19 protein-coding genes, 1 tRNA gene and 1 pseudogene are annotated in these 21,087 nt (G+C 65.6%); 9 read left to right on the top strand and 12 right to left on the bottom strand.

Annotated features, from left to right (window positions below; all coding sequences use genetic code 11):
- Positions 1-168: 168 nt before the first annotated feature.
- The 6 genes and pseudogenes from hxsC to BST13_RS01780 form a co-directional block, all read right to left on the bottom strand.
- A complete protein-coding gene (hxsC, locus tag BST13_RS01800) occupies positions 169-1,338 on the bottom strand; it encodes a His-Xaa-Ser system radical SAM maturase HxsC (protein WP_083159968.1) in 1,170 nt (389 codons plus the stop codon).
- Positions 1,326-2,780, bottom strand: coding sequence for a His-Xaa-Ser system radical SAM maturase HxsB (gene hxsB / locus BST13_RS01795; protein ID WP_083159966.1), 1,455 nt, complete (start codon positions 2,778-2,780; stop codon positions 1,326-1,328). The genes hxsC and hxsB overlap by 13 nt, the downstream gene beginning before the upstream one ends.
- A gap of 3 nt (positions 2,781-2,783) precedes the next feature.
- Complete coding sequence (locus BST13_RS01790) at positions 2,784-3,089, bottom strand: hypothetical protein (protein WP_083159964.1); 306 nt, start codon at positions 3,087-3,089, stop codon at positions 2,784-2,786.
- Between the two features lie 47 nt (positions 3,090-3,136).
- The gene (locus BST13_RS39600) at positions 3,137-3,415 is read right to left on the bottom strand and encodes a hypothetical protein (RefSeq protein WP_095533366.1); all 279 of its coding nucleotides are present in this window, start codon (positions 3,413-3,415) and stop codon (positions 3,137-3,139) included.
- Between the two features lie 42 nt (positions 3,416-3,457).
- A pseudogene (gene hxsA2, locus BST13_RS40365) lies at positions 3,458-3,730 on the bottom strand (His-Xaa-Ser repeat protein HxsA2); the annotation flags it as partial.
- A 284-nt stretch (positions 3,731-4,014) separates the two neighbouring features.
- On the bottom strand, positions 4,015-4,284 hold the full coding sequence (locus tag BST13_RS01780) for a hypothetical protein (RefSeq protein WP_083159960.1): 270 nt from the start codon (positions 4,282-4,284) through the stop codon (positions 4,015-4,017).
- A 323-nt stretch (positions 4,285-4,607) separates the two neighbouring features.
- Between BST13_RS01780 and BST13_RS01775 the strand changes: the two genes are divergently transcribed.
- Complete coding sequence (locus BST13_RS01775; RefSeq protein WP_142282704.1) at positions 4,608-5,816, top strand: GGDEF domain-containing protein; 1,209 nt, start codon at positions 4,608-4,610, stop codon at positions 5,814-5,816.
- Between the two features lie 401 nt (positions 5,817-6,217).
- Here the strand turns inward: BST13_RS01775 and BST13_RS01770 are convergent.
- From BST13_RS01770 to BST13_RS01755, 4 genes are all read right to left on the bottom strand, one after another.
- A tRNA-Val gene (locus tag BST13_RS01770) sits at positions 6,218-6,289 on the bottom strand.
- Between the two features lie 45 nt (positions 6,290-6,334).
- Positions 6,335-6,796: a peroxiredoxin gene (locus BST13_RS01765; RefSeq protein ID WP_083159956.1), complete on the bottom strand. Its 462-nt coding sequence runs from the start codon at positions 6,794-6,796 to the stop codon at positions 6,335-6,337.
- Between the two features lie 3 nt (positions 6,797-6,799).
- Entirely contained in the window at positions 6,800-7,231 is a 432-nt protein-coding gene (locus BST13_RS01760; protein WP_083159954.1) for a DUF3052 domain-containing protein, read from the bottom strand.
- 95 nt (positions 7,232-7,326) lie between these two features.
- Entirely contained in the window at positions 7,327-7,902 is a 576-nt protein-coding gene (locus tag BST13_RS01755; protein ID WP_095533365.1) for a hypothetical protein, read from the bottom strand.
- A gap of 145 nt (positions 7,903-8,047) precedes the next feature.
- On the opposite strand from BST13_RS01755, the gene aceE reads away from it, so the two are divergent.
- The 7 genes from aceE to BST13_RS01720 all read left to right on the top strand — a co-directional run bounded on the left by aceE (position 8,048) and on the right by BST13_RS01720 (position 17,710).
- Complete coding sequence (aceE, locus tag BST13_RS01750) at positions 8,048-10,837, top strand: pyruvate dehydrogenase (acetyl-transferring), homodimeric type (RefSeq protein WP_083159952.1); 2,790 nt, start codon at positions 8,048-8,050, stop codon at positions 10,835-10,837.
- Positions 10,838-10,955: 118 nt separating this feature from the next.
- Complete coding sequence (locus tag BST13_RS01745) at positions 10,956-12,242, top strand: PucR family transcriptional regulator (protein ID WP_083159950.1); 1,287 nt, start codon at positions 10,956-10,958, stop codon at positions 12,240-12,242.
- 163 nt (positions 12,243-12,405) lie between these two features.
- Positions 12,406-13,323, top strand: coding sequence for an ACP S-malonyltransferase (locus BST13_RS01740; protein ID WP_083159948.1), 918 nt, complete (start codon positions 12,406-12,408; stop codon positions 13,321-13,323).
- 75 nt (positions 13,324-13,398) lie between these two features.
- Entirely contained in the window at positions 13,399-13,698 is a 300-nt protein-coding gene (gene acpM, locus BST13_RS01735) for a meromycolate extension acyl carrier protein AcpM (protein WP_018599434.1), read from the top strand.
- Positions 13,695-14,945 (top strand): 3-oxoacyl-ACP synthase KasA, encoded by a 1,251-nt coding sequence (kasA, locus tag BST13_RS01730; RefSeq protein ID WP_064941448.1) that lies wholly within the window; start codon positions 13,695-13,697, stop codon positions 14,943-14,945. The genes acpM and kasA overlap by 4 nt, the downstream gene beginning before the upstream one ends.
- Positions 14,946-14,972: 27 nt before the next feature.
- Entirely contained in the window at positions 14,973-16,226 is a 1,254-nt protein-coding gene (kasB, locus tag BST13_RS01725) for a 3-oxoacyl-ACP synthase KasB (protein ID WP_083159946.1), read from the top strand.
- Positions 16,227-16,282: 56 nt separating this feature from the next.
- On the top strand, positions 16,283-17,710 hold the full coding sequence (locus BST13_RS01720) for an acyl-CoA carboxylase subunit beta (protein WP_083159944.1): 1,428 nt from the start codon (positions 16,283-16,285) through the stop codon (positions 17,708-17,710).
- Between the two features lie 76 nt (positions 17,711-17,786).
- Here BST13_RS01720 and BST13_RS01715 read toward each other — a convergent pair whose 3' ends face one another.
- A complete protein-coding gene (locus tag BST13_RS01715) occupies positions 17,787-18,536 on the bottom strand; it encodes an SDR family oxidoreductase (RefSeq protein ID WP_083159942.1) in 750 nt (249 codons plus the stop codon).
- An 88-nt stretch (positions 18,537-18,624) separates the two neighbouring features.
- Here BST13_RS01715 and BST13_RS01710 point away from each other — a divergent pair, with 88 nt between their 5' ends.
- Positions 18,625-19,530 (top strand): LysR family transcriptional regulator, encoded by a 906-nt coding sequence (locus BST13_RS01710; RefSeq protein WP_083160096.1) that lies wholly within the window; start codon positions 18,625-18,627, stop codon positions 19,528-19,530.
- On the opposite strand, the gene BST13_RS01705 is transcribed toward BST13_RS01710, so the two are convergent.
- Entirely contained in the window at positions 19,504-21,075 is a 1,572-nt protein-coding gene (locus BST13_RS01705; protein WP_083159940.1) for an FAD-dependent monooxygenase, read from the bottom strand. The genes BST13_RS01710 and BST13_RS01705 overlap by 27 nt on opposite strands.
- Positions 21,076-21,087: the final 12 nt, after the last annotated feature.

The following is a 21,087-nucleotide window of genomic DNA, read 5'->3' as shown; positions in this document are numbered from 1 at the left end:
GACCCACGAAAGGCCTTGTCTCGCCGCTACAGTGGGGACCGGGGCTCGAACCGCCCTGGCGCTAGGGCGGTTGGACTATCGAGGTATTCCGCTGAACTGTAGGCGACGCAGGTTCTCAACCTCGCGGTGATGTCACGACCGCGCTGACCCGACCAAGGGGTCACTCGACTAGATCGCAGCGATCCCGCGACTGAATTTTGGTCGCCCTGTCGAGAAAAACCCTGCGCAATCGGAACGTGCCGAGCAACCGTCGCACTCCGGCAAGTAGGCGTTTTTCCAATCTGAGATCGATCGGACCGCGAAGCGGCGGACCACGGGATCGAGCACGCACAGCGGCAGGTTGTAGACCGAGACGTTCACTCCAGCTGCTGACAGGATGTCCACGCCTACCTTCAACTGTTCCTGATAATCGAGCGGATCAATCCACAGCGTCTCGTCGTTGGCGACCGCGAAACCGGTGTGCTCCATACCCATCAGAGCCACGTGATCCACGAACGGAAGGTTCCGGGCGATCCACGAACACGTTTCACGCAGCCGCGGCGCGGTGATCGCATGCAGCACAATACGGATCTCGACTCGCTGGCCGTGGTTCTTGAGACGAAGCACGCCGAGCACCGTTTCGTCGAACGCCCCCTTGGCCTGGACCACGTAATCGTGGATGTGGTCAACCGCCGCATAAATGGGGATTCCGGCCGAAAGCTTCGGGTGATCGACTGCCGCCCACGCATTTGCTACTTCGGGATAGGAGAAGGCACGCCCGTTGGTCAGCACGTGTATCGCGGTGTCCGGGAGCAGATCACGCGTCAACTCGAGCAGCCCGGTGAATCGGCGCCACTCGGTGAGCGGTTCACCTCCGGTGAATGTCAGAGCGGATGTCGCGGGATCGACTAGCGAAAGGCTCTGCGCGATCTCATCGATCAGCCACCCGTCATCGACTTTCCTCGGCGGCTGAGAGCACATCAGGCAGTAGTTGTTGCAGCGTTCGGTGACCAGGAAGAAGTTGTGTCTGGAGGATCTGCGGTAGAGCACCCGCACCCGACCAGACTGCGGGTAGATACTCAGCACGTCACCGTCGCCAAGTTCGGCCAGCGTCGCCGGAACTCGCACGTAACTCATCGACATTGCGTCCGGGCGCGCGGCGCGCCCAACAGCGAGCTTGTAGCCGCGCTGGTGCGCCAGCGTCCAATCGTCGTCTTCGGTAATCAACGCAGCATCGCGCTCGTCAGCCGGGTAATGAACGGGTGATCGAAGTCGTACCAACACCCGTTCCCCGCCCACTCCGACAATGTCGGCCAGGGGCGAACGTCCAGCTAGCACAAGCGGTTTCACGATGCCCATCTCCGAAGGATGGCGGCGTCCTCGGGTGAATGTTCCAGCAGTTCGAACAGGTGGGTGATGACGCCTTTTTGCCTCGCGCAAAACTCCGATAGCGGCTTGATGCCCAACGAGTCACCTTGCGTTGCATGGTGATAGACGGGATCAGCACCGCAGTTGGGCTCATAGACGCACGTTGAGCATTGCGGCGCAGTCTGTGTCAGCGAGTTCGCGACTGCCGATACAAGAGTGTCGGACAGCACGAGGTCTCGGTATCCATGGTCGCGGACGTTGCCGAGTTCGAAAGTGCGGTCGCCCATCTCGGCGAGCATGCGGCCCTCGTCGGAAGCGAACACCGTGCCGTCATAGTTGTAGACGAGGGCTCCGAGCCCTATACCGGCCGGACTTCGCAGATCGACGTAGCCGATCGGCTCGTCGCTCAGCATCCGTCGCAGTATCAGCGCTGAATAGAACTCGGGAAAATGGCGGCCAGACTTGTTGACCTCCAAGATATAGCGAAGACCGCGTTTCCAGAATTCGAGCCATTCCTGGGCGTCATACTTGTGGAACTGCTTGTTCTTGATTGCGAAGCCGTACGGCGACAGTGGTCTTAGGAAAATGCCGTCGAGATCGTGCCGCAGGTATTCGTCGATGATCTCCTCGACGCGACCCAGGCTTGCTTCAGTGGTGGTCATCAACGCCCCAACCCGGTCAGATCCCAGGCGTTCCTTGATGCGGGCGATTCCCGCGACCGCAAGCTCATAGCTGTTTTGGCCTCGGCGGGGTCGGTTCTTGTTGTGCAGATCTTGAGGCCCGTCTAGCGACGTGCTCAAAAGAACGTCATGCTCGGCGCAGAAGTCGAGCACCTCGTCATTGAGTAAGGCCAGGTTCGTGGCAATCACGAACTGCAGCTTCTTACCTAATGGAACCGCGCGACGCTTGGCGGTCAAGACGATCCATTGGATGAGTTCGAAATTCAGAAGCGGCTCGCCGCCCTGAAACTCGATCTTGATGAGCGGAGCGGGCGCAGACAGGGCAACATCGAGTGCCTTGGAGGCGGTGGCTTGGTCCATGTCGTAGCGCATTCGGTCCCGGCTTTGCCGCGACACTTGGCAATACGGGCAGGAGTGCTCGCACCGCAGAGTGACAACGAACAGGTGCAAGGGTGTGGCCGCACGCAAGAAGCTCAGGCGGCTACGCAAACGAAGCGCCAGGAGCTGCTGCTGCGCGCGTTGACCGACCGACCCGACGAAGAGTTTCTCGAATGCACGCTCGTAGAGTCCATCGCCGGGCGTGAGATTGAGCGTGCACAGACGGTCGAGTTCACTGGCCGTCATCTCCGCCATGTCGCCAACCATGTTGCCGACAAGGAATCGATCCGCGCCGAGTCGCTCAAACCTGATGGGCAGCAGTTGAAGCGCAGATGCCTCGGGACGGAATGCCTCCGGTGACGCGAAGCCGGGCAAGTTTCAGTCCCCGTCCGCCAGAGAGCCGAAAGCCAAGGCGACAATGACGTCTCGCAGTCGGTCAGTCTCTCTACTCACTTTCTCGCGGAGGTTTTCGTCTGTCACGAGGTTCAGGAAGTGAGAGCGCAACTCGGCTCCGTGAAGCTGCGGCTGCGATGGTGAAAGTCGGCAGACGTATCGGCCGTCCGCTTGGTCGATCTGGCACGTGGCTTGCCCGATCAGGCGGTAAGCGGCTTCTTGCAACGCGCCGAGCGATTGTGTCGACACGCTGAAGTCCACGACGACATCAGGCATTGAGAAGTTGCCCATCGGCCGTCAGCGCACGACGTGCTGGACGCCAAGGAGGACAACGGCGATCAGTCATGGCGGTAGCCGTCGCAGTAGTGCCCGCCGCCGAGCACAGCGGCCAACGCCTGCTTGGCAATATTTACCGCATCGGCTGCCGCCACGCCGTAGGCCCCTTCGAGTTCGCTGGCGATGTCGTTCACACCGAAACCGCTGCTCGCCCGCGTGCACGCGACGTAGGCGATGTCGGTGCCGGGCGCCGGTGCAGGTGCGGCCGAGGTGCTCGGTGAGGTCGCTGCCGGCGGGACCACCGCAGGCGGTACATAGGCAGGGCCTGGCACGTACGGCACGTAAGGCACATAGGGCCCACCAATCCCAGGGCTGGACGATGCGTGCGAAACATGAGAGGAGTGAGACGAATGCGACGAGTGAGAACTGTGCTGCGGAAACAAAATACCGTCGCTGGCCTGGTGCACGGTGAAGCTCATCAGCTCCAGATCACCCGGCAGGGAAACCTCAGGCTCCGCTGGGATCTTCCCCATCGCATCTCTGGCAACCCGATACTCGTCGGCGTCGGCCGCCTCAGCGATTGGCGGTGCAGCTGCGGGAGTCGCGAGAGCCGCAAGCGCGGTAGCGAGGCTGACGATTTTCGGAGTGTCACGCATCGTCGACCTCTGTGGACGAACTCGCCGTGTGTCTCATCGCCGCTTCCTCCGTGACCGCGCTGTCGGAACGCTGTGAACTCGCTGCCGGAATTTATAGCAAAGTTGACGCCAACGTCAGGGCCCAACGGCGCTAATCGAGGAATCTGTGAGAGCGGAACCGCGCGCTGGGCGCTACCGACTCGGCGCCAACATCACGATATGACTGGCGCCCCAAGGAATTTGACGCGGTCTTGCGTTCCGCGGCAACGCCTCGTGCTCTGCGACGGGCTTTCTCACCCGAGGGGTCACGGCAAGCCGACCTCTTCCGACGGAAGCGTGGCCGAACCTGTGATCGACGGCAGGGCCTTGCTGACAGCCGGCTCGGTCGGTGGCATCGAGGTGGTCGTCGTCGCCCCCAGCGACATGACCGTATGGCCAACGGTCGGTGGCGGCGGAGGCAGATGCACTGCCATGTTGCTGGAATCGCCGGACGTGGCGCCTAGCCAACCCAGCGCCACCACGGCCCCACCGCCAGCGACCGCTGCAAGTACTCGGACCCTGTTGTCGGCTGCCATGAGCCGAACCTCCCTGTTCTGTGCAAGCCCCCGAACTCAGTTCGCGCCGCGCTACCCGTATCGGTATGCGTCGTTCTAGTTGGGTTGCCCCCATGTCGCCGGTCCAAACAACGGATACCCGGCCTCGCAGATGTGCCGTAGGGACGTCACCATCACTCCGGGGCAGAACACCCCGGTCGGCGTCTTTCACTACGCGAACGCGCACAAGTACACGCGGCAAACCGCTGTGGCCACGCCGCCCTGCCGTTTGCTGCCGTGAAAGCACCGTCTGAGCAGGCGGATAGACTCCGCCGCGTGTGCGCTGCCCGAACGAGGGGCCGGTCGTGTCGACGGACTGGCTGATCGCCGTCACCCTCGGATCGTTCGTGATGGCGGGTATCGGGCTGCTCTTCGTCATCGTCTGGGGCGTCGACCGGGGCCGAACCTGCGCGTTGTACTTCGCGGGCGCCATCGCTGTTTACTCAGCCGGCACCGTCGCACTCTCTGTGCCGACGACAACGGCGCTAGCCTCGTCGATCCACGGCGTCCTGTTCCCGATCGCCATGGTCATGCTCGCCGAGGGCCTGCTGCGCCGCGTCGGGTACCGGTTGCCACGTCTGACCGTCCTCGCCTATCTCGTCGCGATGATCACCATCGTCTGGGCCTTCGCCTACCTGTCTCCCCTGCTGGTCGGGCGGGTTGTCACGCAGAACCTCGGGACCGCGTTGCTGCTTCTCGGGGTGGCGCGCCGGCTCTGGGCGCGGATCCCGAAGACCGGCCCCGATCGGGCCGCCCTGATCTCAACGGTTGCGTTGGCGGCTTCGCTCGGCGCCGGTGTGGTGGTGGCGCCGTTCTCGGCGGTGCCGCGCGAGATCAGGACACCAGCGGACCTGGACAGCTACATGCAGTCGAATCTCGAGCTGTGCCTGATCGTGGCCGTCACCGTGGTCTTGCCCGCCTGCATGGTCACCTTGCTGGCCGTCACCGTCGTCGACATGGTGCAGGAACTGCGGTCGCAGCGCGACTGTGACGAACTGACGGGTCTGCTGAACCGGCGCGGCTTCAAGCGCCGCGCGGAAGTGGAACTGCGAAGCGCCGAGCGGTCTGTCATGGTCCTGGCCGACATGGACTTCTTCAAGGCGGTCAATGATGCTCTTGGCCACGCCGGCGGAGACGCGGTCCTGACCGCCTTCGCGCAGATACTCACCGAACCACCGCTGGACGGGCGGATCGTAGGGCGCATCGGCGGCGAAGAGTTCGCGGTTCTGCTGCCTCACGTCGGGTTGCCGTCGGCTGTGGAATGGGCAGAGTCTGTTCGGCACCGGATCGCCGGCGGGGCGCCCGCGATCGGCGGCGGGATGACGGTGACCGCAAGCTTCGGGATCGCGCCCGCTGACTCGCGGTCGCAGCTGACGGAGCTGCTCGAGACGGCAGACAAGGCGCTGTACAAGGCCAAACTCGGTGGCCGCAACCAGATCGTGGTGAGCAGCTCGCCCACTCCGAAGTCCGCGAACCTCGATGGTAACGACGCAGGGACCGCTGCTCGCACCTGACGGTGAATCCCGTCGTCGACCGGCAGCGGAACCTTCCCGCGGCAATCGTCCAGGGCGACTTGACGACTCCGCGGCGCCCACGTTCCTCCTGCGATGAGTGATGCTTCCACATCGCGTGGCGGCTGACGTCGTCCGGGTTTGCGCCATGGCGAAATATTCTCTGTCGCTTGGGATTTGGTGGACCTCGACACAGGCGCCGAGGTGATCGCCGCGGCGTGCACCGGCGCTGCCGACACACTGTCCAAGGCGTGGCGGCGGCCTGGTTGAGCCACACAGACGACCGGTTCACAGCTGGGTCATCGCGAACGGATCAATTTCCGAATGGGTCGACCTGGGTCATCGAGCCCGGGGCCCGGAGGCCGGTTACAGATAAATCTCGTACTGACCTGAGGAAACAAGAGTGGGCGCGGACGGTATCGAACCGCCGACCGCTGGTGTGTAAAACCAGAGCTCTACCACTGAGCTACGCGCCCCGTCGCAGGCACGGTACACGGCGGGGCACCTTGACCGGAAATCCGCTACGCGCGCAGGGCCGCCAAGGCCTGCCGCCACACGGATTGATCGCGTGCCTGGCCGGGTTCCATTGCCTCGGCGAAGCGGATGACGCCGGATCGGTCGATGACGAAGGTGCCGCGATTCGGATAGCCCGCGTCGTCGTTGAAGACGCCGTAGGCCTGCGATACGGCGCCGTGCGGCCAGAAGTCGGACAGCACCGGGAAGGTGAAACCGCTTTGGCCAGACCAGATCTTGTGGGTGGGCGGAGGCCCGACGGAGATGGTCAGCGTTGCGGTGTCGTCGTTTTGGTAGGCGGCGAGATTGTCCCGGATCTCATCGAGCTCGCCTTGGCAGACGGCGGTGAACGCCAACGGGAAGAACACCAGCAGGACATCTTTGGTGTTGCGGAAGCCGCTCAGGGTCACCGGGCGGCCGTTCTGGTCCCGCAGCGTGAAATCGGGCGCTGCGGTTCCTACCTCGAGCACCGCCTAGCGCCTACCTGCCGCCTTGGACTTCGGCTGCACCAGCCGGCTCGCCGTCCAGTCCCCCAGCTTGGCCGACGAGGTCTGCATCAACCCGGCCGTCGGAGCCGATTCGGCGATCTCGGCGGGCTGCACGTGCCCGGGCTTGCCGGTCTTTGGCGTGATCACCCAGATGACCCCGTCCTCGGCCAGCGGGGTGATGGCGTCCATCAACCGGTCCACGAGGTCTCCGTCGCCGTCCCGCCACCACAGCAAGACGACATCGACCACTTCGTCCGCATCTTCGTCGAGCAGCTCAGAGCCGCACGCATCCTCGATGTCGGCCCGGATGTCGTCGTCGGTGTCCTCATCCCAGCCCAATTCCTGGACTATCTGATCCTTGTTGATGCCCAGACTTTGGGCGTAGTTCGGGTCAGAGTCCTTCCCCGCCGCGACCACCGTCGATCCTCCTTCAGGCTCCAAGTGCACTCGTGATGCGTTTTCGTCCTAATCGTCGCACGTCGGTGTCCGAGTACGGGCGCATGCCGGGCAGTTCATCGATACGCCTTGTCGCAGCGGTCCAGCGCGTTGGTCTTGGCGGTGTTGGATCGGTCGGTCGCGGCGTTGATCGTGTCGACCGCCGCGTTGCTCGAAATGGCCGCCGCGAGCGCCCGCGCAGCGTCCACCCATTCGTTCAGGGCGGCACGCAGATCCGGCGCGAGCGCGTCGACTGAGCCGGAACTGACCAGGTCAGCGCTGTGGTTGAGGGCATCGGCTGCCGGGCCGACCTTCGACTGCACGTCGCCGTGGTTGTTGGCGGCCGTGACATAGGCGTTGACGGCGTTGACCGCGTCGACCGATGAGGTGCTCATGTCCTCACACACCGCGTGGACCGCCTGGGTGGTCAGCGAGGCCTGTCGTTCCGACTCGCGGGTCGCGGAGCTCGACTTCGACGCGTCGATCGAAGCCGAGATCGAAGCCCGGTACACCTGGGCGTCCTGCTGGTTGGCGACGGCTGCGCCGTCGGTCATGCGCGTGCAGCCGACGATCACCATGGCGATCGACGCCGCACTCCCGACCGCGAACGCGGCGACCCGCAGCCGCGCCCGACACTGTCCACCCACCAGCACGGTCTGCAGACGTTACCGGCTGGAACCGATTCCGATGGGTTCATTGCACTCGACACCCCAGCGGCACGAATACGGCACGATAGGTGGACGATAGAGGACGCCACAAGCACCCATCAGTTGTTAACCGCCTAACAAGGAGCGGAAGTTGACCACCGAGTTCGCGCGCCAGGATCTGGCTCAAAACTCCACCACCGCAGCCGAACACGATCGGGTTCGGGTTATCCGGGAGGGGGTTGCCTCCTACCTGCCGGACATCGACACCGATGAGACCACGGAGTGGCTGGAGTCGTTCGACGAGTTGCTGGAGCGTTCCGGTCCTGCCCGGGCCCGGTATCTGATGCTGCGCCTGTTGGAACGCTCGCGTGAGAAGCGGGTCGCGATCCCGGCACTGACGTCGACCGATTACGTCAACACCATCCCGACCGACCTGGAGCCGTGGTTCCCCGGCGATGAGGATGTCGAGCGACGCTACCGCGCCTGGATCCGGTGGAACGCGGCCATCATGGTGCATCGGGCTCAGCGTCCGGGAGTTGGTGTGGGCGGCCATATTTCGACCTACGCGTCGTCGGCGTCGCTGTATGAGGTGGGGTTCAACCACTTCTTCCGCGGCAAATCCCACCCGGGTGGCGGTGATCAGGTGTTCATCCAGGGGCACGCCTCGCCGGGCATCTATGCCCGCGCGTTCCTGGAGGGCCGGCTGACAACCGACCAACTGGATGGTTTCCGCCAGGAGCACAGCCATCGCGGCGGCGGGTTGCCGTCCTACCCGCACCCCCGGCTGATGCCCGACTTCTGGGAATTCCCCACGGTGTCGATGGGCCTGGGCCCGATGAACGCGATCTATCAGGCCCGGTTCAATCACTACCTGCACGACCGGGGCATCAAGGACACCTCGGATCAGCATGTGTGGGCGTTCCTCGGCGACGGTGAGATGGACGAGCCCGAAAGCCGCGGCCTGATCCAGGTCGCCGCCAACGAGGCCCTGGACAACCTGACCTTCGTGATCAACTGCAACCTGCAGCGCCTCGACGGCCCGGTGCGCGGCAACGGCAAGATCATCCAGGAACTGGAGTCGTTCTTCCGCGGTGCGGGCTGGAACGTGATCAAGGTGGTCTGGGGTCGCGAGTGGGATGCCCTGTTGCATGCCGACAAGGACGGTGCGCTGGTCAACCTGATGAATGTCACCCCCGACGGTGACTACCAGACGTATAAGGCCAACGACGGCGCCTACGTGCGTGATCACTTCTTCGGCCGCGACCCGCGCACCAAGGCCCTCGTCGAACCGATGACCGACCAGGAGATCTGGAATCTCAAGCGCGGCGGCCATGATTACCGCAAGGTGTACGCCGCCTACCGGGCCGCCACCGAGCACAAGGGTCAGCCGACGGTCATCCTGGCCAAGACCATCAAGGGCTACACGCTGGGCAGCCACTTCGAGGGCCGCAACGCCACGCACCAGATGAAAAAGCTTGCGCTGCAAGACCTCAAGGATTTCCGCGACGTCACCCGGGTACCGATCTCCGATGCCCAACTCGAAGAGGATCCCTACCTGCCGCCGTACTACCACCCCGGCCCGGAAACCCCGGAGATCCGCTATCTGCTGGATCGCCGGCGCGCCCTGGGCGGGTTCGTTCCGGCACGGCGCAACAAGAGCACCCCGTTGACGTTGCCTGCACCGGAGTCCTACAAGCCGCTCAAGAAGGGGTCGGGCACCCAGGCCGTGGCCACCACCATGGCGACGGTGCGTACATTCAAGGAACTGTTGCGCGACAAGAACATCGGGCCGCGCCTGGTGCCGATCATCCCCGACGAGGCCCGCACCTTCGGCATGGACTCGTGGTTCCCGTCGTTGAAGATCTACAACCGCAACGGGCAGCTCTACACGTCGGTGGACTCGGCATTGATGTTGGCCTACAAGGAATCTGAGATCGGTCAGATCCTGCACGAGGGCATCAACGAGGCCGGGTCGACGTCGTCGTTCACCGCGGTGGGCACGTCGTACTCCACCCATGACGAGCCGATGATCCCGATCTACATCTTCTATTCGATGTTCGGGTTCCAGCGCACCGGCGACGGGCTGTGGGCGGCGGCCGACCAGATGGCCAAGGGCTTCGTGCTCGGCGCCACCGCGGGCCGCACCACGCTGACCGGCGAAGGCCTGCAGCACGCCGACGGGCACTCACTGCTGCTGGCGTCGACCAACCCGGCTGCGGTGACCTACGACCCGGCGTTCGCCTACGAGATCGCCCACATCATCGACAGCGGGCTGCAGCGGATGTACGGCGAGCACGCCGAGAACATCTTCTTCTACATCACCATCTACAACGAGCCCTACGTCCAACCCGCCGAGCCGCAGAACCTCGACGCCCAGGCGCTGCTACGCGGCATGTACCGCTACCGCGCCGCAGCCGAGCCACGCGCCAACACCGCCCAGATCCTGGCCTCGGGTGTCGCGATGCCCGAAGCCCTGCGGGCGGCCGACCTGCTCGCCGAGCAATGGGATGTGGCGGCCGACGTGTGGTCGGTGACCAGCTGGGGCGAGCTCAACCGCGAAGGTGTGGAGATCGAACGCCACCGGCTGCGCCACCCCGACAAGCCGTCGCTGACCCCGCACGTCACCTCCTCGCTGGCCGACGCGGCGGGCCCGGTCGTGGCGGTGTCGGACTGGATGCGTGCTGTGCCCGAGCAGATCCGGCCCTGGGTGCCCGGCACCTACATCACCCTGGGCGCCGACGGGTTCGGCTTCTCCGACACCCGCCCGGCCGCGCGCCGCTACTTCAACACCGACGCCGAGTCGGTCGTGGTGGCCGTGCTCGAAGGGCTCGCCCGCGACGGCAACATCGACGCCTCGGTAGCCGCCGACGCCGCACGCAAGTACCGCATCGACGACGTGTTCGCCGCCGCGGTGTCCTACACCGACACCGGCAGCGCCTAGCGTTCCCCGGCGAGCAGACACGGCGGTACCCGAAATGCCGCGTGTCGCGTACCCGAGTGTCTGCTCGCCGGAAAGCCGTTTGGAGGAATCCCCCAGAAGTTCGGCGTAGCTTTTAGGGATGCCCGACAATCGGTTCGTCCCGCCGAAGACCACGGTCGAGGTGCTGGAGGCGGTGCCGGACTCGACGCTGCGCCGCCTGAAGCAGTATTCCGGCCGGCTGGCCACCGAGGCTGTGCACGCGATGGAAGACCGTTTGTCGTTCTTCGCCGAGCTCGACGCGTCGCAGCGGGCCAGCGTGCAACTGGTGGTCCAGACCGCCGTCGTCAACTTCGTGGAATGGATGCGCAACCCGCAGAGCGACGTCGGCTACACCGCGCAGGCCTTCGAAGTGGTGCCGCAGGACCTGCGGCGGCGGATCGCCCTGCGGCAGTCGGTGGAGATGGTGCGCACCACCATGGAGTTCTTCGAAGAGGTCGTGCCGCTGCTGGCCCGCTCGGAGGAACAACTGACGGCACTGACGGCAGGCATCCTGCGGTACAGCCGTGACCTGGCCTTCGCGGCTGCCAGCGCGTATGCCGATCAGGCCGAGGCCCGCGGCGCGTGGGACCGGCGGATGGAGGCCAACGTCGTCGACGCCGTGGTGCGCGGCGACGTGGGGCCTGAGTTGCAGTCCCAGGCCGCGGCACTGAACTGGGATGCCACCGCTCCCGCGACGGTGATCGTCGGGCTGCCGCACCCGGACCGCATAGATATGGCCAGCGACGACGTGCGCGACGTCGTGCAGCGCCACGACCGAGCCGCCCTTTCCGACGTGCACGGCACCTGGTTGGTCACCATCGTGTCCGGTCCGCTGTCGCCGACCGACCGGTTCCTGACCGATCTGATGACGGTGTTCGCCGACGGCCCGGTGGTGATCGGCCCGTTGGCGCACACGCTGACGGCCGCGCACCGCAGCGCGACCGAGGCGATCTCAGGGATGAACGCCGTGGCCGGGTGGAGCGGCGCGCCGCGGCCGGTCCCGGCCCGCGAGCTGCTGCCGGAACGTGCACTGCTCGGGGATATGGACGCAATCGCGGCCCTGGCGACGGAGGTCATGCGGCCGCTGTCCGATGCCGGACCCGCGCTGACCGAAACCCTTGACGCCTACCTCGATTCCGGCGGCGCGATCGAGGCCTGCGCCCGCAAATTGTTCGTTCATCCAAATACCGTCCGGTACCGGCTGAAACGGATCGCCGACTTCACCGGGCGCGACCCTGCGGTGCCCCGGGATGCCTACGTGCTGAGGGTGGCGGCGAGCGTCGGGCGGTTGAGCTCGCAGCCGTCTCAGTCGAGCACGTCAAACAGCATCGCCAAGGCGGTTCCCGCCGTCGGACCGGCCGGCGGAAGCGGGCGTCGGGCCTGGTAGCGGCCGTCTTGCCAAAAACCTGTGTCGCGGTCGGGTATCGGCAATGTCGCATAACGTGCACTTTTGTAGACATCCCACAAAAACCTAAGACAAGGTTCATAATCTCTTACACGGCGCAAAACCAACTTCACAGTGTTCTCTTAATGACGTGCCTCAAGGACCCGTGCTCGCATTGCTCGCCCCCGGACAGGGCTCGCAGACACCCGGCATGCTCAACCCGTGGTTGGAGCTGCCCGGTGCCGCCGACCGTCTGTCGGCCTGGTCGCAGATCAGCGGCCTGGATCTGGCCCGCCTGGGCACCACGGCAACCGCCGAGGAGATCACCGACACCGCAGTGACGCAGCCGCTGGTGGTGGCCGCCACCCTGCTCGCCCATGAGGAACTCGTCCGGCGCGGCGTGCTCGACAAGGTCGCTGCCGCCGAGACCATCGTGGCAGGGCATTCCGTCGGTGAGATCGCCGCCTACGCGATCGCCGGCGTGATCTCCGCCGACGACGCGGTCAAGCTCGCCGCCACGCGCGGTGCCGAGATGGCCAAGGCCTGCGCGGTCGAGCCCACCGGCATGTCCGCCGTGCTCGGCGGTGACGAGGCCGAGGTGCTGGCCCGCCTTGAGTCGCTCGACCTGGTCCCGGCCAACCGCAACGCGGCGGGTCAGATCGTGGCCGCAGGCGCCGTGTCGGCGCTGGAGAAGCTGGCCGAGGATCCGCCGGCCAAGGCCCGGGTGCGCCAGCTGGCCACCGCAGGTGCCTTCCACACCCACTACATGGCTTCCGCACTCGACGGCTACGCGGCCGCCGCAGCCTCTGTAACGACAGCCGAGCCCACCGCGACACTGCTGTCGAACGCCGACGGACAACCCGTCAGCTCGGCCGCCGATGCGATGGAGAAGCTCGTCGCTCAGCTGACCAAGCCGGTGCGCTGGGACCTGTGCACCGAAACCATGCGTCAGCGCCAGGTCACCGGGATCGTCGAATTCCCGCCGGCCGGCACGTTGGCCGGCATCGCGAAGCGGGAACTCAAGGGCACCCCGACGCGCGCCATCAAGTCCCCTGAGGATCTCGACTGCCTCACCGAGCTCTAGACCATCTCCATCCCCGAACGTTCCAAAGAGTCCTCCGCACCCGGGGGACGCAAAACACCAATAGAAGGAGCCATAGTGGCCGCCAGTCAGGAAGAAATCATCGCCGGTCTCGCCGAGATCATCGAAGAGGTCACCGGCATCGAGCCGTCTGAGGTGACCCCCGAGAAGTCGTTCGTCGACGACCTGGACATCGACTCGCTGTCCATGGTGGAGATCGCCGTGCAGACCGAGGACAAGTACGGCGTGAAGATCCCCGACGAGGATCTGGCCGGCCTGCGGACCGTCGGTGACGTCGTCGCCTACATCCAGAAGCTCGAGGAAGAGAACCCCGAGGCCGCCGCCGCCCTGCGTGAGAAGTTCTCGGCCGACCAGTGACCAGGCCTTCCACTGCTAATGGCGGTTTCCCCAATGTTGTGGTGACCGCCGTTACGGCGACGACTTCGCTCGCGCCGGACATCGAGAGCACGTGGAAGGGCCTGCTGGCAGGCGAGAGCGGTATCCGCGTCCTCGAAGACGATTTCGTCGAGAAGTGGGATCTTCCGGCCAAGATCGGTGGGCACCTCAAGGAGCCGCTCGATCCGCTGATGACCCGCCTTGAGATGCGTCGCATGTCCTACGTGCAGCGCATGGCCAAGTACCTCGGCAACCAGCTGTGGGAGAACGCCGGTAAGCCGGAGGTCGACCCCGACCGGTTCGCAGTGGTCATCGGCACCGGCCTCGGCGGCGGCGAGAAGATCGTCGAGACCTACGACGCCATGAACGAGGGCGGGCCCCGCAAGGTGTCCCCGCTCGCCGTTCAGATGATCATGCCCAACGGTGCAGCCGCCGTCGTCGGCCTCGAGCTCGGGGCCCGCGCAGGCGTCATCACGCCCGTGTCAGCATGTTCGTCGGGGTCGGAGGGCATCGCCCACGCCTGGCGGCAGATCGTCATGGGCGACGCGGACATCGCCGTCTGCGGCGGCGTCGAGGGTGCCATCGAAGCGCTGCCGATCGCGGCGTTCTCGATGATGCGTGCCATGTCGACCCGGAACGATGACCCTGAGGGTGCATCACGTCCGTTCGACAAGGACCGCGACGGGTTCGTCTTCGGCGAGGCCGGTGCGCTCATGGTCATCGAGACCGAAGAGCATGCCCTGGCCCGCGGCGCCAAGCCGCTGGCTCGCCTGATGGGCGCCGGCATCACCTCCGATGCTTTCCACATGGTGGCTCCGGCCCCCGACGGTCTGCGCGCCGGTGCCGCAATGAAGCGTGCCCTGGAGACCGCCGGTCTGGACGCCAAGGACATCGACCACGTCAACGCTCACGCCACGGCAACGCCGATCGGTGACACCGCGGAGGCCAACGCCATCCGTGTCGCCGGTGTGCAGAACGCCGCGGTGTACGCACCGAAGTCGGCCCTGGGCCACTCCATCGGTGCTGTCGGCGCACTCGAGTCCGTGCTGACAGTGCTGGCACTTCGCGACGGCGTCATCCCGCCGACGTTGAACTACGAAACACCAGATCCTGAGATCGATCTCGATATCGTTGCAGGTGAGCCTCGGTATGGCGACTACCAGTACGCCATCAACAACTCGTTCGGGTTCGGTGGCCACAATGTGGCCCTGACCTTCGGGCGGTACTGAGGCACGAGAGGAAAGAACGCACCAAATATGGCGGGATTGTCCACGGGTAACGGTCTGCCCAACGTGGTTGTCACCGGCGTAGCCATGTCGACGGCGCTGGCAACCGATGCCGAAAGTACCTGGAAGAAGTTGCTGGACGGGCAGAGCGGCATTCGCACGCTCACCGACCCGTTCGTCGAAGAGTACGACCTGCCGGTTCGCATCGGCGGTCACCTCCTCGAGGACTTCGATCATGAGCTGACGCGTGTCGAGCTCCGTCGCCTGTCGTACCTCCAGAAGATGTCGACCGTGATCGGTCGGCGCGTCTGGGAGAACGCGGGCACTCCCGAGGTCGATCCCAAGCGGCTGATGGTGTCCATCGGCACCGGCCTGGGATCTGCCGAGGAGTTGGTGTTCGCCTACGACGGCATGCGGACCAAAGGTCTGCGTGCGGTGTCACCACTCGTTGTGCAGATGTACATGCCCAATGGCGCTGCCGCCGCCGTCGGACTCGAGCGCAAGGCCAAGGCCGGGGTGAGCACCCTGATCTCGGCCTGCGCGTCGGGTTCCGAAGCCATCGCGAATGCGTGGCGCAATATCGTGCTCGGTGAAGCCGATATGGCCATCTGCGGTGGTGTGGAAACCAAGATCGAGGCCGTGCCGATCGCCGGCTTCGCCCAGATGCGCATCGTGCTGTCCAACAGCAACGACGATCCGCAGGGCGCGTGTCGCCCGTTCGACAAGGATCGCAACGGGTTCGTCTTCGGTGAGGCCGGCGCCATGCTGGTCATCGAAACCGAGGAGCACGCCAAGGCCCGCGGCGCCAACATCCTGGCCCGCATCATGGGTGCCAGTGTCACGTCCGACGGCTACCACATCGTGGCGCCCGATCCCAACGGCGAGCAGGCGGGTTACGCCATGACCCGGGCCATCGAGTTGGCCGGCCTGCAGCCCTCCGACATCGACCACGTCAACGCGCATGCCACCGGCACCAGCGTCGGCGACGTGGCCGAGGGCGTTGCCATCAACAACGCGATGCGCGGCCACAAGCCCGCGGTCTACGCGCCCAAGTCCGCGCTCGGCCACTCGGTCGGAGCGGTCGGGGCGGTGGAATCCATCCTCACCGTCTTGGCGCTGCGCGACGGCGTCATCCCACCGACACTTAACCTGCGCAACCTCGATCCGGAGATCGATCTGGACGTCGTCGCCGACGAGCCGAGGCAGGGCAACTACAAGTACGCAATCAACAACTCGTTCGGATTCGGTGGGCACAACGTCGCGCTCACCTTCGGGAAGTACTGAAACCCACCGTATTCCCGTAAGGCTGGCCGGCATCCGACAGCTACAAGGAGGTTTGTATGACCATCATGGCCCCCGAGGCGGCTGCCGAGTCACTCGATCCGCGCGATCCACTGCTCCGGCTCAAGACGTTCTTCGACGACGGCTGCGACATCGAACTGCTGCACGAGCGTGACCGTTCCGGTGTGCTCGCCGCCGCAGGCACCGTCAACGGTGTGCGGACCGTCGCCTTCTGCACCGACGGCACCGTCATGGGCGGCGCGATGGGTGTGGACGGCTGCGCCCACATCGTCAACGCATACGACACCGCCATCGCGGACCAGAGCCCGATCGTGGGCATCTGGCACTCCGGCGGTGCCCGGCTGGCCGAGGGTGTGCGGGCGCTGCACGCCGTCGGCCTGGTGTTCGAGGCGATGATCCGTGCGTCCGGCTACATTCCGCAGATCTCTGTGGTCGTCGGCTTCGCGGCAGGCGGCGCGGCCTACGGCCCGGCCCTGACCGACGTGATCATCATGGCCCCGGACAGCAAGGTGTTCGTCACCGGTCCGGACGTGGTGCGCAGTGTCACCGGCGAGGACGTCGACATGGTGTCGCTGGGCGGCCCCGACGCTCACCACAAGAAGTCCGGCGTGTGCCACATCGTCGCCGACGACGAGCTCGACGCCTACGAGCGCGGCCGCCGCCTGGTCGGATTGTTCTGCCAGCAGGGTCATTTCGACCGCACCAAGGCCGAGTCGGGTGACACCGACCTGCACGCGCTGCTGCCGGAGTCGGCCCGCCGCGCCTACGACGTGCACCCGCTGATCACCGCGCTGCTCGACGAGGGTGTGCCGTTCGAAGAGTTCCAGGGCAAATGGGCCCCGTCGATCGTCGTGGGCCTGGGCCGGCTGGCCGGGCGTTCGGTCGGCGTGATCGCGAACAACCCGCTGCGTCTGGGCGGCTGCCTGAACTCCGAAAGTGCCGAGAAGTCAGCACGTTTCGTGCGGCTGTGCGACGCCTTCGGCATCCCGCTGGTGGTTCTTGTCGACGTGCCCGGCTACCTGCCCGGTGTGGATCAGGAATGGGGCGGTGTCGTGCGACGCGGCGCCAAGCTGCTGCACGCCTTCGGCGAGTCGACGGTCCCCCGCGTCACGCTGGTGACCCGCAAGATCTACGGCGGCGCCTACATCGCGATGAACTCGCGGTCGCTCAACGCCACCAAGGTGTTCGCATGGCCGGACGCCGAGGTCGCCGTGATGGGCGCCAAGGCCGCAGTCGGCATCCTGCACAAGAAGAAGCTGGCCGCCGTCGAGGACCTCGCCGAGCGCGAGGCCCTGCACGAGGAGCTGGCGGTCGAGCACGAGCGCATCGCCGGTGGTGTCGATTCGGCCATCGAGATCGGCGTGGTCGACGAGAAGATCGACCCGGCCCATACCCGCAGCAAGATCACGCAGGCATTGGCTGAGGCGCCGCACCGCCGCGGTCGCCACAAGAACATCCCGCTGTAACTCGCGTTTCTCCGCGAGCAGACGCAGAATAGCCCATTATCCGCGGGAAATGGGCGATTGTGCGTCTGCTCCGCACTCAACGCGTGGTGTAACCGCCGTTGGCGAAGATGGTCTGCCCGTTGATCCAGTGCCCCTCATCGGCAAGGAACACCACCAGCGGCGCGATGTCGGTGATTTCGGTCAACCGGTTGCCCATGGCCTGCGACTTGTGGAACTCGACGCGCTCAGGGGTCTCCTGCGGGTAGAAGAACGGCGTGTCCATCGGCCCGGGGGCGACGTTGTTGACGTTGATGCCGCGGACCCCGAACTCCTTGGACGCCGCGCGGGTGAAGTGTTCGACCGGGCTCTTCGAGCCCGCGTAGGTCGAGTAGCCGTCGGTGTAGGCCGCCAGCAGTGCGGTGACGATGGTGACCACCGAACCGTTGTCGGCCAGGCGCTTGCCGGCCTGCTGCAGGAAGAAGTAGGCCGCCTTGGCGTTGATGTCGAACATCGAATCATATTCGGCCTCAGTCGTTTCCACGAACGGTTTGCGCAGCACCTTGCCCACGGTGTTGATCGCGATGTCGACGCCGCCGAACGCGTCGACGGCCGCATCGAAGAGCTTCTCGACATTGGCGGGCACGGTCAGATCGCCTTGCACCTTGATGGCCTTCACGCCTGCGTCCTGCACCGCCGCCACCGTCTTGTCGGCGTCGGCCTCGGTGGACGCGCTGTTGTAGTGGACGGCGACATTGACGCCGCGCTCGGCGAGTGTGGTGCTGATCAGACCGCCCAGGTTCTTGGCGCCTGCGGCAACGATCGCGGATTTACCTTCGAGTTTGCTCATGGTTCCGAGGCTAGCCAGCAAACCCACAAATGGGTAAAGCAAAAATTCGGTCTTTCAACAAGCATCACTTGTGAATAGGCTCTGCGTGATGAGCGAGCGGATCCCCGACCTGCGGCGTTTGCGCCATTTCATCGCCGTCGCCGACGCCGGGGGCTTCACCCGGGCCGCCGATGAGCTGCACCTGAGCCAGCAGGCGCTCAGCAGCTCGGTTGCTCAGCTGGAAAGAGAGCTCGCCACCACGCTGTTCGTCCGCGAGGGCCGGCGGGTCACCCTCACCCGTGCCGGCGAGTTGCTGCACAGCGAGGGCCGCGTTCTGCTGGCCGCCGCCCGCACGGTCTCCGAGCGGGTACGGCACGCTGCAGGCACCGACGAGGTCTACGTCGTCGGGCATACCCCGGCCCTCAGCGGCGCCGAGGTGTACACGAGGCTCGAACGGGCCATCACAGCCTACGGCGACACGTCGTTCACGTTCCGGCAGCTCTACCCCGATCAACTGGTCGACGCGGTGCTCGACGGCACGGTGGCACTGGGCCTGCGCCGCGCCGTGGTGCCGACGAGCGAATTGGCCACCGCCGTCGTGGGTTACGACCAGGTGCGACTGGCGGTGCCGGCCGAGCACCCGCTGGCAGTCCGCGCGGCTGCCGACATCGCCGAGGTGGCCGGCGAGCGGATCGCCCTGTGGGCACCGCCGGGCGCGTCCTATTACAGCGACTTTCTGATGGGCGCCTGCCGCCGCGCCGGATTCGAACCCGACTACGTGGTGAGCAGAGTCCAGGGAGCCGCCACGGTCGCCGCGCCGCTCACCACCGGCGCGGTCGCGTTCGTGACGACACCGGCCGGTCCCGCCATGGGAGGACGAGTCGCGGTCATCGACCTGGACCCACCGCTGCTGGTGCCCATCCAGGCGCTGTGGCAGCGTCACACCACCTCGGAGGTGCGCGACGCCATCCTGGCCGACGAACCGCGATCAACGGTCGAGAATCGCGGAAAGTGATTGCTGTAAAGCGGTTTTCGGATCCGAGGGCAGGGTCTCGGTACGCCAACCGACGAAGTCGTCGGGCCGCACCAACAGCGCACCGCCGGCACCGAGTCCGGTGTGCGCCACGCCGTCGTCGCCCAGCGCATACACCGTGACCTCCACACCGAATCTGGCCGCCGCGTGCGCGGCCGCGGCTGTCCATGCCGCCGGATCCCCCGCGGTGAACAAGGCGAAACCCGAGCCGATCACGTCCAGCGTGGATACCCGGCTCCCGTCACGGGATAGCCAGATGTGCGGCATGCGGGTGCCCGGTTGGCCGGTCAGCTCATCGACGAATGTCACCGCGCCGGCCGGCGCATCGCCGGAAGCCACTGCGGCCGAGTGGTATTGGTAGCCGAGCACCATGGTGAACAGCGGCGCCTCCTCCCCCTTGTCCAGGCCGGGTGACGCACCCTGCAGCTTGAGCAGGGCCAGCGGTGGCCCGATGAGCGACTGGCGGGCGGCGAACCGGCCGATCGGATACCGCTCGTCGTGATAGGTCGCGAGCAGGCCGGGGCCCGCGATGCCGTGATGGACGGCCGCCAGCTTCCACGCGAGGTTGTGTGCACTCTGGATCGCGGTGTTCGCGCCTCCGGCCTTGAACGGCGGCATGGTATGCGCGGCGTCGCCCACGAGATATGTTCGTCCCGTGCGGAATTGATCGGCCACCCGTTCATAGGGCTGCCAGGGCGCCACTTCGATGATCTCCACCTCGATCGGTTCGCCGATCGCCGCGATGAGAACGTCCCGGCAGTGCTCGGGCGTGAACTGCTCGGCGGATTCCCCGCGCTCGGGCAGATAGGTGGTGATGAACATGCCGCGGTCGCCCTCGACGACCAGGAAGATGCCGTCCGCCTCGGAGTTGCGCACCTGGATCGCGTCGCCTTCACCCAGCTCGGGCACGATCGACCGCCACGGAGCCCGAAAGTAGATGAACACCACGAAGATCGGCAGTGCCCCGTATCCCGTGGTGCCGGTGCCGAGCATGCTCCGGACCGGGCTGTGCACACCGTCGGCACCGATCAGGTACTCGGCGCGCACCGTCTGGGTGCCGGCCTCCGAGCTCAGCTCGGCAATGATCCCGTCCACCTCCTGGGTGAAGCCCACCAGGCTGGTACCGTACCGGACCTCACTACCGCGCCGACGAATGTCGTTGAGCAGCATCGGTTCCAGGTGACTCTGCGGGCAGTACTGGGCCACCGGTTCTGGGCTCAGTCCATCGAATACCGCGAAGATCGCGTCGACGTCCATCGCAGGCTCGGCCAACGGACTGTTCAGTGTCGGTTTGAGCACCACACCGGTGACGCCGTCGGCCACCGCGTGCACCTGGTCACTCAAGCCCAGCGACCGCAGGATCTCGAGCGTGCGGAAGGTGATGTTGCGGGCCTTCGGGTAGACGAACGCTTCCCGCCGCTTTTCCACCAGCATCGATTCGACGCCGTGCTGAGCCAGCAGATCCGCACAGGCGAGCCCCGCCACCCCCGCGCCGACGATCAGCACCGGAACTCGAACGTCGTTCATGGCCTCACCTCC

The organism is Mycobacterium aquaticum (assembly GCF_002086485.1).
GTDB classification, from domain to species: domain Bacteria; phylum Actinomycetota; class Actinomycetes; order Mycobacteriales; family Mycobacteriaceae; genus Mycobacterium; species Mycobacterium aquaticum.
Note: the sequence above shows the minus strand (reverse complement) of the source record. Positions and strands in the feature narration are given on the sequence as shown.

Bases quoted from the DNA above. Each gene is read 5' to 3' on its own strand.
- BST13_RS01745 (WP_083159950.1), top strand. From the start codon at position 10,956: ATGCCCGACAATCGGTTCGTCCCGCCGAAGACCACGGTCGAGGTGCTG.
- BST13_RS01710 (WP_083160096.1), top strand. From the start codon at position 18,625: ATGAGCGAGCGGATCCCCGACCTGCGGCGTTTGCGCCATTTCATCGCC.
- kasB (WP_083159946.1), top strand. From the start codon at position 14,973: ATGGCGGGATTGTCCACGGGTAACGGTCTGCCCAACGTGGTTGTCACC.
- BST13_RS01715 (WP_083159942.1), bottom strand. From the start codon at position 18,536: ATGAGCAAACTCGAAGGTAAATCCGCGATCGTTGCCGCAGGCGCCAAG.
- hxsC (WP_083159968.1), bottom strand. From the start codon at position 1,338: ATGGGCATCGTGAAACCGCTTGTGCTAGCTGGACGTTCGCCCCTGGCC.
- BST13_RS01790 (WP_083159964.1), bottom strand. From the start codon at position 3,089: ATGGGCAACTTCTCAATGCCTGATGTCGTCGTGGACTTCAGCGTGTCG.
- BST13_RS01705 (WP_083159940.1), bottom strand. From the start codon at position 21,075: ATGAACGACGTTCGAGTTCCGGTGCTGATCGTCGGCGCGGGGGTGGCG.
- BST13_RS01720 (WP_083159944.1), top strand. From the start codon at position 16,283: ATGACCATCATGGCCCCCGAGGCGGCTGCCGAGTCACTCGATCCGCGC.
- BST13_RS01780 (WP_083159960.1), bottom strand. From the start codon at position 4,284: ATGGCAGCCGACAACAGGGTCCGAGTACTTGCAGCGGTCGCTGGCGGT.